The organism is Nitrosomonas sp., assembly GCF_019635155.1.
Lineage (GTDB): Bacteria > Pseudomonadota > Gammaproteobacteria > Burkholderiales > Nitrosomonadaceae > Nitrosomonas.
The window spans coordinates 39,182-56,205 of record NZ_JAHBZY010000006.1 but is presented as its reverse complement, the minus strand read 5'-3'; the positions used below and the strand labels follow the sequence as shown (position 1 = coordinate 56,205).

General features: G+C 47.2%; 15 protein-coding genes. 9 read left to right on the top strand and 6 right to left on the bottom strand.

Translation table 11 applies throughout. The features are described 5' to 3' along the window. Window positions 1-125: 125 nt before the first annotated feature. Window positions 126-1,247, bottom strand: a complete 1,122-nt coding sequence (locus KF839_RS05765; RefSeq protein WP_292916972.1) for a cupin domain-containing protein — start codon at window positions 1,245-1,247, stop codon at window positions 126-128. 101 nt (window positions 1,248-1,348) lie between these two features. Then, a complete protein-coding gene (msrB, locus tag KF839_RS05760) occupies window positions 1,349-1,864 on the bottom strand; it encodes a peptide-methionine (R)-S-oxide reductase MsrB (RefSeq protein ID WP_292916886.1) in 516 nt (171 codons plus the stop codon). A gap of 185 nt (window positions 1,865-2,049) precedes the next feature. On the opposite strand from msrB, the gene KF839_RS05755 reads away from it, so the two are divergent. The 4 genes from KF839_RS05755 to rfbD all read left to right on the top strand — a co-directional run bounded on the left by KF839_RS05755 (window position 2,050) and on the right by rfbD (window position 6,375). After that, window positions 2,050-3,018 (top strand): acetyl-CoA carboxylase carboxyltransferase subunit alpha, encoded by a 969-nt coding sequence (locus tag KF839_RS05755; RefSeq protein ID WP_292916885.1) that lies wholly within the window; start codon window positions 2,050-2,052, stop codon window positions 3,016-3,018. A gap of 1 nt (window position 3,019) precedes the next feature. Then, on the top strand, window positions 3,020-4,345 hold the full coding sequence (gene tilS / locus KF839_RS05750; RefSeq protein WP_292916884.1) for a tRNA lysidine(34) synthetase TilS: 1,326 nt from the start codon (window positions 3,020-3,022) through the stop codon (window positions 4,343-4,345). A 76-nt stretch (window positions 4,346-4,421) separates the two neighbouring features. Then, entirely contained in the window at window positions 4,422-5,477 is a 1,056-nt protein-coding gene (rfbB, locus tag KF839_RS05745; protein ID WP_292916883.1) for a dTDP-glucose 4,6-dehydratase, read from the top strand. A 1-nt stretch (window position 5,478) separates the two neighbouring features. After that, window positions 5,479-6,375: a dTDP-4-dehydrorhamnose reductase gene (rfbD, locus tag KF839_RS05740; protein WP_292916882.1), complete on the top strand. Its 897-nt coding sequence runs from the start codon at window positions 5,479-5,481 to the stop codon at window positions 6,373-6,375. A gap of 113 nt (window positions 6,376-6,488) precedes the next feature. Here rfbD and KF839_RS05735 read toward each other — a convergent pair whose 3' ends face one another. Beyond that, window positions 6,489-7,439 (bottom strand): S49 family peptidase, encoded by a 951-nt coding sequence (locus KF839_RS05735; protein WP_292916881.1) that lies wholly within the window; start codon window positions 7,437-7,439, stop codon window positions 6,489-6,491. Between the two features lie 337 nt (window positions 7,440-7,776). Between KF839_RS05735 and KF839_RS05730 the strand changes: the two genes are divergently transcribed. The 4 genes from KF839_RS05730 to KF839_RS05715 all read left to right on the top strand — a co-directional run bounded on the left by KF839_RS05730 (window position 7,777) and on the right by KF839_RS05715 (window position 12,417). Further along, a complete protein-coding gene (locus KF839_RS05730) occupies window positions 7,777-9,195 on the top strand; it encodes an acetyl-CoA carboxylase biotin carboxylase subunit (protein ID WP_292916880.1) in 1,419 nt (472 codons plus the stop codon). Between the two features lie 32 nt (window positions 9,196-9,227). Beyond that, on the top strand, window positions 9,228-11,054 hold the full coding sequence (gene oadA / locus KF839_RS05725) for a sodium-extruding oxaloacetate decarboxylase subunit alpha (RefSeq protein ID WP_292916879.1): 1,827 nt from the start codon (window positions 9,228-9,230) through the stop codon (window positions 11,052-11,054). Between the two features lie 230 nt (window positions 11,055-11,284). After that, window positions 11,285-11,947 carry a Crp/Fnr family transcriptional regulator gene (locus KF839_RS05720; protein WP_292916878.1) on the top strand — a complete coding sequence of 221 codons (663 nt, stop codon included), beginning with the start codon at window positions 11,285-11,287 and terminating at the stop codon, window positions 11,945-11,947. A 113-nt stretch (window positions 11,948-12,060) separates the two neighbouring features. After that, the gene (locus tag KF839_RS05715) at window positions 12,061-12,417 is read left to right on the top strand and encodes a hypothetical protein (RefSeq protein WP_292916877.1); all 357 of its coding nucleotides are present in this window, start codon (window positions 12,061-12,063) and stop codon (window positions 12,415-12,417) included. Between the two features lie 6 nt (window positions 12,418-12,423). On the opposite strand, the gene KF839_RS05710 is transcribed toward KF839_RS05715, so the two are convergent. Beyond that, a complete protein-coding gene (locus KF839_RS05710; protein WP_292916876.1) occupies window positions 12,424-13,137 on the bottom strand; it encodes a hypothetical protein in 714 nt (237 codons plus the stop codon). Between the two features lie 354 nt (window positions 13,138-13,491). Here KF839_RS05710 and KF839_RS05705 point away from each other — a divergent pair, with 354 nt between their 5' ends. Then, a complete protein-coding gene (locus tag KF839_RS05705) occupies window positions 13,492-14,097 on the top strand; it encodes a PEP-CTERM sorting domain-containing protein (protein WP_292916875.1) in 606 nt (201 codons plus the stop codon). Window positions 14,098-14,177: 80 nt separating this feature from the next. Here KF839_RS05705 and KF839_RS05700 read toward each other — a convergent pair whose 3' ends face one another. Together KF839_RS05700 and KF839_RS05695 are read right to left on the bottom strand one after the other, a co-directional pair. Beyond that, the gene (locus KF839_RS05700; protein WP_292916874.1) at window positions 14,178-16,496 is read right to left on the bottom strand and encodes a bifunctional diguanylate cyclase/phosphodiesterase; all 2,319 of its coding nucleotides are present in this window, start codon (window positions 16,494-16,496) and stop codon (window positions 14,178-14,180) included. A gap of 30 nt (window positions 16,497-16,526) precedes the next feature. Next, complete coding sequence (locus tag KF839_RS05695; protein ID WP_292916873.1) at window positions 16,527-16,994, bottom strand: PH domain-containing protein; 468 nt, start codon at window positions 16,992-16,994, stop codon at window positions 16,527-16,529. Window positions 16,995-17,024 lie beyond the last annotated feature (30 nt).

Sequence of the window (17,024 nt, the reverse complement as noted above, 5' to 3'; positions counted from 1 at the left end):
TCCCATGTTTTCCATTTTGGTTTACGCCGATAGGATAATCGAACTTTCCGGATTATACAAATTTAACACTATGCCAATCATCCATTTGATGATACATCGCATCATCAATAAAATATTATAAGGAATTAATTCTTCAGATTAATGTAACCATTCATATACCATTGATAGAGGATTCCCCCGGTTTCATCATCCATGTTTTTGATCGCCGTCAATTCATAATTATCCGCAAGTTTTATTAATATCCGATACGCCTCGACACTCCCAGAAAAAACCTCACCATTGAGGAAAAATTTATTGCGAACACATAACATTCTACTTCTCAAATCAAGTTCTATACCGTTTTTACAAACTAATTGAATAAAATCACGCAACCGCATCGGCTCTGCAGGCTGCTCAAAAAAAACATGTGACTTTGGCTCCGAAAGATAAATTCCAAGAAAATCTTCTATATCATTCCGATTCCATTTAATTTTCCGCAGTATCATTTGTACCTGCGACAACATTGCTGCGCTCAAAATGGATGGATGGGATTGCAATTGCAGGTCAGGATCCGAATACCGCCCCTCCGCTGAAATCCGATCTTGCAGAAAAACCAGAAATTGCGTCAGCAACTCTTCATAACTGGGTGCACGAAAACCAATCGAATACGTCATGCAATCATCTTCCGCAATACCATTATGTGCGTACTTGGGAGGCAAGTAGAGCATATCGCCTGTTTCCAGCACCCATTCCTGCTCCAGATAAAAATTCTTCAGTATACGGAGCGGCGCATTCTCAACGAAAGCATCATCCAACTGAGCCGATACCTGCCAACGCCTTGATCCCTGCCCTTGTAATAAAAAAACATCGTAAGAATCAAAATGCGGCCCAATGCCGCCCCCCTTCGGTGCATAGCTCACCATCAAATCATCCAATCGCGCATGGGGAATAAAGCGAAACCTGGATAACAACTCCCGGGCCGATGGAAGAAAGTGATTCACATCCTGGACTAACAGAGTCCATTGTTTTTTGGGTAATCTTGTAAAATCCTGATCATTGAGCGGTCCATGTTTAAGCCGCCATTGACCGTTTTTCTGAACAACCAAACGTGATTGAGCATCTTCACAGCACGCCAGCGAAATCAACTCATCGCGCGACAGCAAACCTTTAAAACCGGGAAGTGCATTTCTTATCAATAGCGGCTGCTTATGCCAATAATCACGCAAAAAAACTTTCGGGGTCAAACCTCCGAGAGAAATCGTTTCCATCATTTAGTATTGAATCCCTTACAGTTTTTTATAATATTTTCAAACGAAGGCGCGCGGAATAACCCTAAACAAATTCTCAGCACCTTATAACAACTACAACCTCAGCTTCTCAATCCGGGTAAAGGCTCAGACTGCAATACAAACTGTAGCGCCACTCCATTATTACACCATCGTTCACCTCGTGGTGACGGTCCATCTTTAAACACGTGCCCTTGATGTCCGCCACAACGGGCGCAATGATATTCGGTACGTAAAAAGATTAATGAATAGTCACGCTTGGTTCCGATATGTCCGGCTATCGGCTGAGTAAAACTTGGCCATCCGGTGCCACTTTCATATTTATGCGCGCTCTCAAATAGTGGCAAATAACACGCGGCACAAATATAGGTGCCTTCCCGGTACTCGCCATTCAGCACGCTGCTGCCCGGTTCCTCGGTATGCTCCTCGAATAGCACCTGAAATGCCTCAGGCGATAAAATTTCACGCCATGCATGATGAGGTTTTTTTAGCGGCTGAACCGTCCCCTGTGCGATATCGCTTGCAAACACTCGAATAGGTAACCACGTCGATAAAATTGGTAGCACAGCAATCTGTTGAAGAAATGTGCGTCGTTTCATCCCAAGTTGCTCCTTGATAATTAACACGAATAAAGAACAATTCTACTGTACCCGGAACGAATTCATTTTACTGGAATAACCTCATTAAACCAGATAAACGAAATCGCCCGATTTCGTTTTACTCGCCATGCAGATTTATTTACAAATCCTGTATCATCACACTTTTGGATTTTTCCCTAGTTCACATGAAAATCACTTTTCTGGAATTTGAGCAGAATATTGCGGAATTTGAATCGAAAATCGAAGAATTACGCTTTGCGCAAAGCGATTCAGCGCTCGATATTTCAGCCGAAATCGCTCGTTTACAAGCCAAAAGCCTTTCTCTAACGAAAAATGTATACACCAAGCTGACGCCATGGCAAATTTCGCAAGTCGCGCGGCACCCGCAGCGGCCCTATACACTCGATTATATTGAGCATTTATTTACCGATTTTGAAGAGCTGCACGGCGACCGTAATTTTGCTGACGATCACGCCATTGCCGGCGGTTTGGCAAGATTCAACGGTCAAACCGTGATGGTGATCGGTCATCAGAAAGGACGAGATACCCGGGAAAAAATTTATCGCAACTTCGGTATGCCCAAACCGGAAGGCTATCGCAAAGCACTGCGCCTAATGCGCTTAGCTGAAAAATTTTCAATTCCGCTCATTACTTTTATCGATACTCCTGGCGCTTATCCCGGTATTGACGCTGAAGAACGCGGACAATCGGAAGCTATCGGCAAGAATCTATACGTTCTGGCAGAATTGCGTGTTCCAGTTATCTGCGTCATTATTGGCGAAGGCGGCTCAGGCGGTGCTTTGGCGGTCGCGGTCGGTGATGTCATTCACATGCTGCAGTATGCGACTTACTCGGTGATATCTCCCGAAGGCTGCGCATCCATTTTATGGAAAAGTGCCGACAAAGCGCCGGAAGCTGCGGAGATCATGGGCATTACCGCCGATCGGTTAAAAGCGGTGAATTTAATCGACAGCATCATCGCCGAACCCATAGGAGGCGCACACCGTGATTATCCGGCAATCATGCAATCCGTAAAAAATGTTTTACAAGAATCTCTGCGTAAACTCCAAGATCAACCCATTGAAACGCTGCTGGAGAGGCGCCTGGATCGGCTGATGACATATGGCGCATTTAAGGAAGTCAAAGTCGAATAGCTTGCTGTGTAATGTTCAAGAAGCACTACATGCACATATCAAACCCGATAGCCGATTAACCATTGCTTTAAGCGGTGGCGTTGATTCCGTTGTTTTGCTGCATTTGCTTTCCAAACTCTCCGGGAAAATACCTTTTTCACTCTATGCGGTTCATGTCAATCATGGCATCAGCCGCAACGCAATGCACTGGAGTCAGTTTTGTTGTAATCTTTGTCATCGCCATGGCATTTCCATTCATGTCGCATATTTGAAGATTCATAAAAAAACCGGCACCAGTCTCGAAGCCATCGCGCGGGAAGAACGTTATCGCGTATTCGATCAGATACCAACCGACTATATCGTATTGGCGCAGCATCTGGACGATCAAGCTGAAACACTTTTGTTGCAATTGCTACGCGGCGCCGGCATTAAAGGTTTGAGCGGCATGCCTTTGATTAGAAAACAATCCGCCGCATCCACTTCGCAGCTGCTGCGGCCGCTATTGAATGTCTCGCGAGAACAAATAGAAACGTACGCACGGCAAAATCAGCTTGATTGGATTCATGATGAGAGCAACGACGATATCGCAATCAATCGGAACTTCCTGCGCCATGAGATCTTCCCTGTTCTAAAAAAACGCTACCCGAGCTATGCCAAAACATTACTCCGTACCAGCCGTCACTTATCAGAAGCTTCTTTGCTACTTGATGAGTTGGCAGAAATCGATCATGACTATTGTCTGATCTCAGGTAAACTCTCCCTCGAAAATTTGCGAGCACTAAGCTATACTCGCGCCAAAAATCTTCTGCGTTATCACCTGTCTCGACACAATATTCCGCTTCCCAGTTCGGTAAAATTAGAAGATATTTTGCGGCAGTTGTTGTCAGCCCAAGTCGATCGTCAAATCCATATCCATTTTGGCCATGCTGAGATCCGTTGCTACCAAGGGCTCGTTCACGTTTTAACCAAACACGCTTCAGTCGCAACCCCACAGTACTGCCAATATTGCTGGCATGGAGAAGCGGAATTAACACTCGACCCTATAAAAAGCAAGATTATGTTTATGCGCATAAAAAACCAAGGCATTGATCAACAAAAAATAGCCAATGAACGGATTACAATACGAACACGGCAAGGCGGAGAGTATTTCAAACCCGCTTGCAATCGCCCCCGAAGAAACTTGAAGAATCTGTTACAGGAAGCATCCATACCACCCTGGCGGCGGCAAATCATGCCATTATTATTTTGTAATGAGCAACTTATATGGGTGCCGGGAATCGGTATCGATTGCGAATTCCAAGTAAAATCGAATGACATCGGAATAGTACCGATTTGGAATCATGAATAAAGATAGTACGATAGCAAGGCATCATACACTTCATCATAACCTTTAAGAAACCAACTTATTCTTCCAGGAAATTCGAATGATCATAATTACCGGAGGTGCCGGATTCATCGGTAGTAATTTTGTACTGGATTGGTTAGCACAATCCGACGAACCAATCATCAATCTCGACAAATTGACGTACGCCGGCAATTTGCAGAATCTATCATCCATATCCGAGGATTCGCGGCATATTTTCGTACAGGGCGATATCGGAGATACGCAACTGATATCGCGGCTTTTGAATGAACATCAACCGCGCGCGATCATCAACATGGCTGCGGAAAGTCACGTGGATCGCTCAATTCATGGACCGGAAGACTTTATTCAAACCAATATCCTTGGCACCTTCCGCCTGCTGGAGTCGGTCCGGTCTTATTGGTTTGGATTGGAATCCGGTTCCCGGGCCAATTTCCGTTTTCTGCATGTTTCCACCGATGAGGTGTACGGCACATTAGAGAAAAACGACCCGGCGTTTACCGAAACACACGGTTATCAACCCAACAGCCCCTACTCAGCCAGCAAAGCTTCCAGCGATCATTTAGTGCGCGCTTATTTCCATACCTACGGAATACCGGTACTGACAACCAACTGTTCAAATAATTACGGTCCTTTCCAGTTCCCGGAAAAATTGATCCCGCTAATGATTGCCAATGCGTTAGCGGGGAAATCGTTACCTGTATATGGGGATGGTTTGCAAATCCGCGATTGGTTGTATGTCACCGATCATTGCCGGGCTATCCGCCGCGTACTGGAGGCCGGCATACCCGGCGAAACCTACAACATCGGCGGTTGGAACGAAAAGGCCAATATCGAAATCGTACAAACGATTTGCGCATTATTAGAGGAATATCGCCCCGGTTCCAACTTCCAGCATTTGATTACCTATGTTAAAGACCGGCCAGGTCATGACCGGCGCTATGCGATTAATGCACAAAAAATAGAACGGGAATTGAATTGGAAACCGGCTGAGACCTTCGATACCGGGATTCGTAAAACCGTTGCTTGGTATTTGAATCATCCGCAGTGGATCGCGGATATCCAGACCGGTGCATACCGGACATGGCTGGAAAAAAACTATCACGGCCGACAATAGCATGAAAATTCTGTTGTTCGGCAAAAATGGTCAGGTCGGTTGGGAATTACAGCGCAGCCTGACACCGTTAGGCGATCTCATCGCGCTTAGTTCAAACAGTACCGATTATTGCGGCGATTTCCGCGATCTTTCCGGAATCCAACGCACCATTAGGACCTTAAAACCCAATATCATTGTCAATGCCGCCGCCTACACTGCAGTCGACAAAGCCGAACAGGAACCGGCACTGGCCCGTACTCTGAACGCCGAGGCACCTGGATTGCTGGCGCAAGAAGCCAGCCATTTAAACGCCCGGCTCGTCCACTACTCAACTGATTATGTGTTCAACGGCAGTGGCGATCGGCCGTTTGTTGAAACCGATCCTCCGGAGCCTTTGAATGTTTATGGTCAAACCAAGCTTGAAGGCGAGCAACACATCCACGCATCGGGCTGCTCGCATTTGATTTTTCGTACCAGCTGGGTCTATGCAACTTTCGGCAACAATTTTATAAAAACCATTCTGCGTCTGGCGCAGCAGCGTGATTCGCTCAAAATCGTAAACGACCAAATCGGGTCACCGACCGGCGCGGAATTGATTGCCGATATCACCGCATACGCGCTGCTGCCCGGGCGCCAACCACTGGCAAACGGCATCTATCATTTGACTGCAAACGGCTATACTTCTTGGTTTGAATACGCCCAGGTCATCCTGGCAGGAGCAGAAGCTTCAAACTATCCTCTGAAAGTTCACTCCGGCAGCTTGCAACCCATACCAACCAGCGAATTTCCACTACCCGCCCAGCGTCCGTTCAACTCCCGCCTGGATACCGGTAAACTGAAACAAGCGATGGGGTTGCAATTATCCGATTGGCAAACCGGTGTTCAACGCACATTGACGGAAATAATCAGTGGAAACTAGCCATTGATCGTCAGAAAGGTAAAATCAGGTGAAAAAGCAAGCATTCCAAGTCCGATTTCAACGCAACGTGACCAAATGCAATCATTTTTCAGAACGTCCCTAAACGAATCAAATCACTTGAGCGTCCAGAATCCGCCACTCTCAGACAATAAATTCAATGCAATTTGACTGAATCGTTTAGCAAATACATCCGACAATCCTTCACGCGGTGAAAAATCCACAAGGGTTTCCGCTTTGATCACTTCGCGGGCAACATAGTCCGCGCTACCCAGCGCATCCGCAAGCCCCAAATCGATGCTTCTCTGTCCAGTCCAAACAATTCCACTATACAATTCCGGCGCGTCTTTCAGGCGTTCCCCTCTGCCCGATTTCACAACGTGAATAAATTGCTCGTGTATCTCTCGCAACAAAGTGGCCGCATGCGCTTTTTGAGCCGGATCCAGCGGTGAAAAAGGATCGAGAAACCCTTTATTCTCACCGGCAGTCAATAACCGCCGTTCAACGCCCAGCTTCTCCAATGTGCCGGTAAAACCAAAACCATCCATCAAGACACCGATTGATCCGATCAAACTCGCTTTATCAACATAAATTTGATCCGCAGCAGCAGCCACATAATAACCACCGGATGCACAGATGTCACTGACCACTGCATAAACCGGAATTTCCGGATATTTAGCACGCAAGCGGCGAATCTCATCATTGATATGTCCCGCTTGAACAGGGCTTCCTCCGGGACTGTTAATGCGCAGAATCACGCCTTTAGTACTCTTGTCCTCAAACGCCGAACGCAAGCTCGCATTGATCTTGTCGGCGCTGCTCATACCATTGGGAACAATCATTCCCTCCAAGTCGATAATCGCCGTATGTTTCTCCGCGATCCGTACTTTTCCATCTTCGATCCAGCCCATCCCGACAAACAACAATATGAATAGATAACCGAACGTCAGTAATTTAAAAAATATCCCCCACCTACGGGCCCGCTGCTGTTCCCGCAAAGACGATAGCGCAAGATTTTCCAACAAATCTTTTTCCCAATTTTCTTTTTTTACTTCCGGTTCCGCCATAATGATAGTTCCACAAACCTTGGTTAACGAAGCTTGATTAACATACTGAGAAGAATAAGTGTATGTTTAATTGATCGATATGTTTCATATTTTTCGTTTATTTTATACCATTTCCTGTTTTGCCAGATTAAGAAACAAATGTCATTTTATGGATTTGTTTGGTATCTCATATTTTTTATAATAGATACAACCGGCTAACATTTAATTTCAGCGCCGCCCCGAATGGCTGGTTTATCACGATTTATCGTTGATGGCTGGTGTAAAGCAGAATGTCGGATAAAATAGTGGAACTGATCGAGTAGAATATGTGCGATCATTATTTAAACGCTTAAACTTTATGTTACGCAAAATTCTTATTGCCAATCGTGGTGAAATTGCGGTACGCATCATTCGCACCTGTGCTGAAATGGGCATCCGCTCGGTAGCCATCTATTCCGAAACAGACCGCTTTGCCCTGCATGTTAAAAAAGCGGACGAATCGTATTGCATCGGCAGTGAACCGATGGCGTGTTATCTCAATATTCATGCATTAGTCGATTTAGCATTAGCGATCGGTTGCGATGCGGTGCATCCGGGTTATGGATTCTTGTCCGAGAATGCGCAATTCGCGCGTGCATGCAAGGAACGTGGATTGATTTTCATCGGCCCCAAGCCGGAAGTGATCCATCGCATGGGCGATAAAACCGAAGCACGCAGCGCGATGATCGCTGCCGGCATACCGGTCACACCGGGATCGGACGGTAATTTGCATTCGATTGACGAGGCCTCGCAAGTTGCCGAAAAGATCGGTTATCCAGTAATGTTGAAAGCAACATCCGGCGGCGGCGGGCGCGGTATTCGCCGCTGCGACAACGCCGAGGAATTAAAACGCAATTACAGCCGGGTCATTTCCGAAGCGACCAAGGCCTTCGGTAGCGCCAATGTGTTTCTGGAAAAATGCGTCGTCAATCCGAAACATATCGAGGTGCAAGTACTGGCCGATCATCACGGCAATGTGATTCATCTGTACGAACGCGATTGCTCGATTCAACGCCGCAATCAAAAACTCATTGAAATTGCGCCATCACCACAGCTCGACGAAGCGCAACGCCAGTATCTCGGCGGTCTTGCGGTGATCGCGGCGAAATCGGTCGGCTATACCAACGCCGGAACCGTAGAATTTTTGCTCGACGATGATGGCCGGTTTTATTTTATGGAAATGAATACACGCGTGCAGGTCGAGCACACCATCACCGAAACCGTCACCGGCGTCGACATCGTCGAAGAACAAATCCGCGTTGCCGCCGGTTTACCGCTGCGATTCAAACAGGAAGAAATCGCGCGGCGCGGCTATGCGATCCAGTTTCGCATCAACGCCGAAGATCCGAAGAACAATTTCCTGCCGAGTTTTGGCCGTATTTCGCGCTATTACGCACCCGGCGGCCCGGGCGTACGCACCGATGCGGCGATTTACACCGGTTACGAAATTCCACCGTATTATGATTCGATGGTCGCGAAAGTTATTGTCAGCGCCTTAACCTGGGAAGATGTCATCAAGCGTGGCCAGCGCGCCTTGCGCGACATGGGATTGTTCGGCATCAAAACCACGATTCCGTATTATTTGAAGATTCTGAAACACCCGCAATTCCGCGCCGGCAAATTCAACACCGGTTTTGTCGAGCAAAACCCGAATCTCATCAATTATTCCGATAAACCCAGGCCGGAAGTGCTGGCAAGCGTCATCGCCGCGGTAGTCGCGTCGCACACCGGCTTATAGCATCCGGAATATCGGATAGCGAAGGAAAATCTATGCAAAAAGTTCATATCACCGATGTTATTTTGCGCGACGCGCACCAATCCTTGATCGCCACGCGCATGCGCACCGAAGACATGCTGCCGGCTTGCGCGATGCTGGACAAGATCGGTTATTGGTCGTTGGAATGCTGGGGGGGTGCCACTTTCGACGCGTGTCTGCGCTTCTTGAAAGAAGACCCATGGGAGCGCTTGAGCAAGCTCAAAGCCGCACTGCCGGATACACCGTTGCAAATGTTGTTGCGCGGACAGAATCTCCTCGGTTACCGGCATTATTCCGACGATGTGGTCCGCGCCTTCATCAACCGCGCCGCAGCCAACGGCATGGATGTATTCCGCATTTTCGACGCGCTCAACGATGTGCGTAACCTCAAAACCGCGATTGAAGCAACCAAGGAAACCGGCAAGCACGCGCAAGGCACGATCTGTTACACCACCAGCCCGGTGCACGATATCAACAGCTTCGTGTCCCTTGCCAAAGATCTGGCGGCTATGGGCTGTGATTCGATCGCCATCAAGGATATGGCCGGATTGTTAACGCCTTATGCTACCAGCGAGTTAGTCAAAGCATTGAAAGACACGATTGATTTACCGATTCACCTGCACTCGCACGCGACCGCCGGGTTGGCGGAAATGTGCCAGCTTAAAGCTATCGAAGCCGGTTGCCGGCATATCGACACCGCCCTATCATCCTGGTCGGGCGGCACCAGCCATCCGCCGACCGAAAGCCTGGTGATGGCATTGCAAGGCACGGACTATGACACCGGTTTGGATCCGCAAAGACTGCAAGAAGTGAACGATCACTTTGCGCAAGTACGTAAAAAGTATCATCGTTTCGAGAGCGAATTCACCGGCGTCGATACCCGCGTGCATGTATTCCAGGTACCCGGCGGCATGATCTCGAATCTGGCCAATCAATTGCAGGAACGCAACGCCCTGGATCGCATCAACGAAGTCTACGCGGAAATTCCGCGCGTGCGCAAAGACTTGGGTTATCCACCGCTGGTTACGCCGACTTCGCAAATCGTCGGCACGCAAGCCGTGCTGAACATACTCACCGGTAAACGCTACGAAACCATCACCAACGAAGTCAAACGCTACCTGCAGGGCGGCTACGGTAAAGCACCGGCGCCGATTGATACGAAACTGCAAAAACGCGCCATCGGCAAGGAAGAAATCATCGACTGCCGCCCCGCGGATTTGTTGAAACCGGAATTCGACAATCTGCGCCATGAAATCGGCCATTTGGCGCTCAACGATGAAGACGTGTTGAGCTATGCCATGTTCCCGGAAATTGGCAAGCAATTTCTGGAATTGCGCTCGACCGGCCATTTGGTTCCCGAACCGCTAGAAGTCACAACGACAGCAGCGGATGGTTTACAAAAAGCGCCCACCGAATTCAACGTAGCGTTGCACGGCGAGTCGTATCACGTCAAAGTCACCGGTACCGGTCCCAAGAATGACACGCTACGGCATTTTTATTTCATGGTCGACGGCATGCCGGAAGAAATCGTCGTCGAAACGCTCGATGAAATCGTGCTCGATGGCGGCACTCAAGGCGCCGTCAAAAGCACCATCGGCAGTAAACGCCGCAGCCCTTCCAATGAAGGCGACGTCGTTGTCAGCATGCCATGTAACATCCTCGACGTGCTCGTCAAAGTCGACCAAAAAGTTATAGCCGGGCAACCGATGTTAATCACCGAAGCGATGAAAATGGAAACCGAAATCACCGCTCCGATCAGCGGTATCGTCAAAGCCGTACACGTGATCAAAGGCGAATCAGTGAATCCGAACGAGGTGTTGATCGAGATTGTGGTGGGGTGACGATCGGCATTTATCGTCACCATATTCAACAATGCGTTATGTCATTGATTAAATAATAATTAATTAGAGTTCGTAAAGTCACTCCCAAACCGGAATACAAGTTGTTATATGCATAACCGGATTGTCCAAATAATGAAATCAGTCCCTGTGTTTTATCGCTGCATGATGGTGCGAATATGAATAGGGGAGCAACACCCGATCCTTTGTAAGACTTAACAATAGTTACTCCGATGACGGATGATTTTTTCGAAACCAATGTGGCGCAATTTAAACATGAATTTCCTTCTATCAGTGAAATCGATATTGCGAGCAAGAACTCTCTGTATTGTCAGGGTGAATCAAACTCGCATGTGTTTTGGATCAAAAGTGGAATCGTAAAGTTATCGTATCTGACAGTACAGGGAACTGAGGTCACTATCGCGTTAATTAAAAAGGGAGAAGTCCTGGGTTTTTTACCCAATCACCCCGAACCTCACACAATGGAAGAAACCGCACAAGCGATTGGAAATGTGCAATGTTATCAAATGTCGCATCACGATTTTAAGATTCTGCTGCTACAACACCCGCAATTGCTATGGCCTGTTTTTGAGAAAACTTACGCACGAAAGCAAAACATCGAACACAAACTCAGAACCATTTTAACGCAACCGGTCGAGATGCGCCTTGCAACAACGCTTTTGGAATTGGCTGACATGTTTGGAATAGAATGCTCGCATGGTTATGCATTGGAAATCCATTTAACGCAGCAAGATGTGGCGGATCTGATCGGTGCCAGCCGCTCAGTCGTCAGCACCCTACTAAACAATTTCAGAAGCAACGGCATACTTGACTATACCCGTGACCAGATCTGCATCAACGATACCGCACTCACTAACGCTTACCGCTCAAAATAACATCTATTCGCGCAATTGTGTTATGTAGCTAACAGACACCGCACCAATGCTGTATTACTGTGATATAGAGGGCAACCGCAGTGGTTGGCCGTTTTTCACACAGGAGCATTGGCATGACATTAATCTCACCGCGTATACATGGTTATCTCGATATTCTCACCGTATTTTTGTTTTCGCTGGCACCGACATTATTTGAACTGAATCAGCTACCTGCCTTATTAGCATATTGCCTGGCTGTCGTTCATTTGATGGTCACCCTAGCATCCGATTTTCCTTTAGGCATCGTGAAAATCATCCCATTCCCAATCCATGGATGGATTGAACGTATTGTCGGACCTACATTGGTTGCGATACCCTTTATTTTAGGTTTTTCCACCGATGAAATTGCGCGCAATTTTTATGTCGCCGCCGGAATCGTCATTATTGCGGTCGGGCTATTAACAGATTATCAGAACGAATCAAGCCAATAATCAATTCTAGTGGGATAAAAAGGTAATCTTCTTGATAAACGCCTCGGCGCCGCCTTGGGTATTGTTGGTATTGGCTTGAAAAGCGATCCCTGTAATCGGCGGCGTTTTAGTGTGCTTGAAAGTAGCGCGGAATTTTTCGTCGACTTCAAAATCGGTGGTAATGACCGTACCCGGACGATCGCCGGAAGCCACGCAAAAATACCGCCCGCCCTTTTTCCATAGCTTGCCCACATACATGCGATTCACTTCATCCGCTTTGCCGATAAAAGGACTCAAAAAATAGGGGGCTTCATAGACACCGAAAGGCAAACCGCTTGAAAGTTTTTCAGTTCCAAATGACAACATCACGGCAATGGGCACGCTGTTAATCCCTTCATTCCAATTGGCACCCTGTGGAGACTTATTCACGCCCCAAACGATTTCCACGCGCTTAACATTGTGAATAAAATTCTGTTGCTGCAGCTGCAACCCAAACAATCCGGCCATTTCACCGTCAGCGCTGATCACCAAGGCATCATTTTCAAATCTCGGGTTCAATTTTTTGGCATCCAACTGTAACTCGAATCCTCGTTCCTCCAGCCAGGAAATGGCGCTGCCATTCGACTTTCCAGAAAAATCGATGACGTGGACAATTTTTTCATCCGCAACGGCAAACGATGTCCAACACCACAGAAACAGGATGCCAAACAGATAAAGTTGATTAGAAAAGTGTTGATTCATTTACCGGGTAAGAAGATGCGCACGCGCCAACAGCGGCAAGACTTCAATTGATTGGTTTCATTACTAAAACGAGGACGTCATTGTATGTCTTTTGCCGTCACTTGCACAAGTCTATTCCGGTGAATCGCTGACTCTATGACCATGAGCCACTGCAAAAAATAGGACAAATGTACTAGAAAAAATCGGGAGTCATGAGCTATTGCATCCGCATAATCCGATGACTACCATCATGATTGGGAATGTGGGTTAATAAAGCAATACTTACAATCGCTTGTAATTGCGATAACAAATACATCACACCCGGCTCAACGAATTAGATGCATCGATTAACCAAAAAAATAATTGGGAGATTCCATGAATAAACTCAAATCAACTGTTATTGCAGCAGCGATAACCACCATATTCGCAGCGCCTGCCAGTGCGGCAGTCACTATTTTTTCCGATAATTTCGATAGCTACTCGCCATTGACACTCAATTGGACGCCGCCTGTTGCAAGCGGATGGACAGTTTCCAGCGGCACGGTTGATTTAATCGGAACCGGTTTCAACGATATTTTACCCGGCAATGGAAACTATATCGATTTGGATGGTAGCACCAGTAATAGCGGTGTTTTTGCCAATAGCGTCAATTTAATCAGTGGTGTTACCTATACACTGTCATTCGACTTGGCCGGCAGCCAGCGCGGCTCGACTGAAACCGTCGACATCAATTTCGGTACCGCCAGTACGTCGGTTACGTTAGGCGGTAGCGCCCCGCTGACAGCATATGATCTGAGTTTCACCCCGTCGGCTTCGGGTGTTTATGGCTTCAGCTTTGAGAATCTGGGTGGAGATAATGTCGGGCTATTGCTCGATAACGTATCGGTATCCGCCGTTCCGGAGCCTGAAACCTACGCGATGCTGCTCGCAGGCTTAGGAATGCTGGGTTTCATGCTGCGCAGTAGAAAAACAAACGCTTAATTCATTTTTTGTAACTCAGCCGGGAATCTTGCTCAATAGAGCCGGATTCCGGGTGGCAGTCAATTTCCAGTCACACCCGCTTACACAATTTTATCCATCCGGCATTGACCAAGAATCTCTCTGTGCGTTTCATTGTGGAGCAATTCCGAGAGGATTATGGCATTAACTGGTTTACTGAACAAATAACCCTGCACGATTTCACAGCCAAGGTTCCTCAGAATATCAAGTTGTTCCAGTTTCTCAACACCTTCAGCGATGATTCCATACCCCAGTTTCTGTGCCATTTCCACCATCGAGCCGATCAAAATAAACGTTTTGCTGTCGACCAGCATATCGTCAATAAAATATTTGTCGATTTTCAGATAATCCACTTTGAGATGCTTTAATGACGCAAAGGATGAATAACCGGCTCCGAAATCATCAATGGATAACAACACGCCCAAGTCTTTCAAGTCCTGGAAGATTGCAAGATTCCGCGGATCGGTTTGCACCACCCCTTCGGTCACTTCCAGTTCCAATTCAGCCGGAGCGATTCCGATTTCATCTATAATCCGTTTGATCAGTCGCACAAATGCGTTATCGAGAAAAAGACTGGGAGAAATATTGACCGCTACACGAAGCGAGCATAATCCTTGTTCCTTCCATGCGACCAGTTGATCGCACGCGGTTCGCAGCACCCATTCGGTCAGAGGTTTAATCATGCCAATCCTTTCAGCGGTAGCGATAAAATCGCTCGGCGGAACTTGACCCAATTGGGGATGAAGCCATCGGGATAGCGCTTCGACACCGAAAATTTCGCCACTTTCGATATTAATCTGAGGCTGAAAAACCAGCGATAACTGCTGTTTCTCAATCGCTTCCCTCAAACTCTGTTCGATTTGAAAACGATACTCCGCTTTATGGGTAAGCTCTGCCTGATAAAATGCATAATGATTTTTGCCATCGTCTTTGGCGGTGTAAAGCGAAATATCCGCCGCTTTCAACAAAGCCGACGAATCTTCTGCATCATCAGGAAAATAGGCGATCCCGATACTACAAGTCGGTGTCAGTTTCCTGGAATAAATTTCGATCGGTTGGGAAATTGCTTCAAGACAGCGTTTGGCCACATTAGCGGCATAATCTTGTTCTATTTCTTCGATCAGGATACAAAATTCATCGCCGCCCAGCCGCGCAACAAAATCGGACTCACGGCATGTGGCCACTAAACGCTGCGCCAGCGCTTGAAGCAGCAAATCACCGGCATCGTGCCCCAGACTGTCGTTCACACTTTTGAAATCATCCAGATCAATGTATAGCAGTCCGTAATGGCGGCCATGCCGAATGGAAGCTTTGGTGACTTCTTCCAGGTGCTGAATAAAAGAAGCGCGGCTGGCTAAGCCGGTCAATTCATCGGTATAAGCCAACCGGCGTATGCGCTTTTGCGCTTGATCGCGTTCCATCACGATTCCAGTCAACCTGGCTGCAGCAACAAGGTCTTTCAATTCCTGTTCATCGGGCAACGCCGGGTGGTCGTAATACATGCCAAACGCGCCCAGAACCTTTCCTTCGGAATTTCTAATCGGCTCGGACCAACAACAACGCATGCCATGCGGTAATGCGAAATGCTTGATTTTTTCCCATTTGGGATCGGTTTCAATGTTTTCCACCAGAACCCGCTGCCCCGTGAAAGTCGATGTGCCGCAGGATCCGACGCTCGGTCCGTTTTCCAAACCGTGAACAGCTTTACAATATTCTTTCGGCAAACTCGGCGCTCCGCCGTGCATCAGCTTGTTGCCGCTCAGTTCCAGCATCGAGCAACGCATTCCCGGATGCCGGGCTTCGTACATGAGCGCAATCGCATCGTAAATCTCAGATGCCGGACGGCCGATCGCGATCATTTCCAGTATCTCGGCTTGTTTGCTTTCGTAAGCCTCGGTTTCTTTACGTTCGGTAATATCGACGTGCGTTCCGACCAGGCGGAGCGGTTTACCGTCGAATTCACGGATTACTAAAAACGCCCGCGATAATACAAATACTTCATGCCCGTCTTTATGATGCATGCGCATTTCCACTTCGAAAGAATCTTTGCGGCCATCAATATAATCATGAGCCTTTCCCAGCACGACTTCCTTGTCATCCGGATGAACCAAGCGCGCCCACGTATTTAAATTATTCTCCAGTTCGCCTTCATCAAAACCCAGCATGCTCTTCCAGCGCGGCGAATAATAAACTTCATCCGTCTCCAGATTCCAATCCCAGAGCCCATCGTTAGCGCCTCGCATAGCCAAAGAAAATCGTTCTTCACTGACGTAAAGTTCATGGGTTCGTTTTTCTGTCATCAACTTGACTTCGGCAAGTTCGGAATGTAATTGCCGCAGTTCTTCTAGCAGTTGAGACTTTGTTCGATGAGCATTAACCATGATTCCCTCATAATATCAATTCCGTCACAATCATCCGTTTTTCCGGTTCTTTTTATTTTTCTTCGAGATCTTCTTTGAAATCTTATCAACAACCATCAATTTCTCATGCCCCAGCATCTCGATCAATCCTGCTTTATCAAGCGGTGAAATGACAATGGCTTTATCTTCGCCATAGATTATCTCCAAACGATCGAACGATAAAGCCGGGCTTGTTATCGCACTTTGCGTTTCTTGGATGGATATTATCGATTGAATCGGAATAATCCACGAAAACGGACCGCTGATAATTTTAAGATTTTCCTGATCGGCGATGTATCGGGTTGATGCCAAAATCCATAAAGGAAAACCGATACCGGCGATAATAATGACGGCAATCATCACATAATTGGCGGTTCCACCAATCTTAAGCATGACCGATACGCCCATCAGACAAGCGATAACCGACAGAATGAAGCAAACCAATATCCATCTGTCAATTTTAGATTTAAAAACATGCATGATTTAATAATTAATTTTATTTTGATGACA

Excerpts from the sequence above, each read along its gene's own strand:
- KF839_RS05730 (WP_292916880.1), top strand. The coding sequence starts at position 7,777 with ATGTTACGCAAAATTCTTATTGCCAATCGTGGTGAAATTGCGGTACGC.
- KF839_RS05755 (WP_292916885.1), top strand. The coding sequence starts at position 2,050 with ATGAAAATCACTTTTCTGGAATTTGAGCAGAATATTGCGGAATTTGAA.
- rfbB (WP_292916883.1), top strand. The coding sequence starts at position 4,422 with ATGATCATAATTACCGGAGGTGCCGGATTCATCGGTAGTAATTTTGTA.
- msrB (WP_292916886.1), bottom strand. The coding sequence starts at position 1,864 with ATGAAACGACGCACATTTCTTCAACAGATTGCTGTGCTACCAATTTTA.
- KF839_RS05695 (WP_292916873.1), bottom strand. The coding sequence starts at position 16,994 with ATGCATGTTTTTAAATCTAAAATTGACAGATGGATATTGGTTTGCTTC.
- KF839_RS05765 (WP_292916972.1), bottom strand. The coding sequence starts at position 1,247 with ATGGAAACGATTTCTCTCGGAGGTTTGACCCCGAAAGTTTTTTTGCGT.
- KF839_RS05720 (WP_292916878.1), top strand. The coding sequence starts at position 11,285 with ATGACGGATGATTTTTTCGAAACCAATGTGGCGCAATTTAAACATGAA.
- KF839_RS05700 (WP_292916874.1), bottom strand. The coding sequence starts at position 16,496 with ATGGTTAATGCTCATCGAACAAAGTCTCAACTGCTAGAAGAACTGCGG.
- rfbD (WP_292916882.1), top strand. The coding sequence starts at position 5,479 with ATGAAAATTCTGTTGTTCGGCAAAAATGGTCAGGTCGGTTGGGAATTA.
- KF839_RS05735 (WP_292916881.1), bottom strand. The coding sequence starts at position 7,439 with ATGGCGGAACCGGAAGTAAAAAAAGAAAATTGGGAAAAAGATTTGTTG.
- KF839_RS05705 (WP_292916875.1), top strand. The coding sequence starts at position 13,492 with ATGAATAAACTCAAATCAACTGTTATTGCAGCAGCGATAACCACCATA.
- KF839_RS05710 (WP_292916876.1), bottom strand. The coding sequence starts at position 13,137 with ATGAATCAACACTTTTCTAATCAACTTTATCTGTTTGGCATCCTGTTT.
- oadA (WP_292916879.1), top strand. The coding sequence starts at position 9,228 with ATGCAAAAAGTTCATATCACCGATGTTATTTTGCGCGACGCGCACCAA.
- KF839_RS05715 (WP_292916877.1), top strand. The coding sequence starts at position 12,061 with ATGACATTAATCTCACCGCGTATACATGGTTATCTCGATATTCTCACC.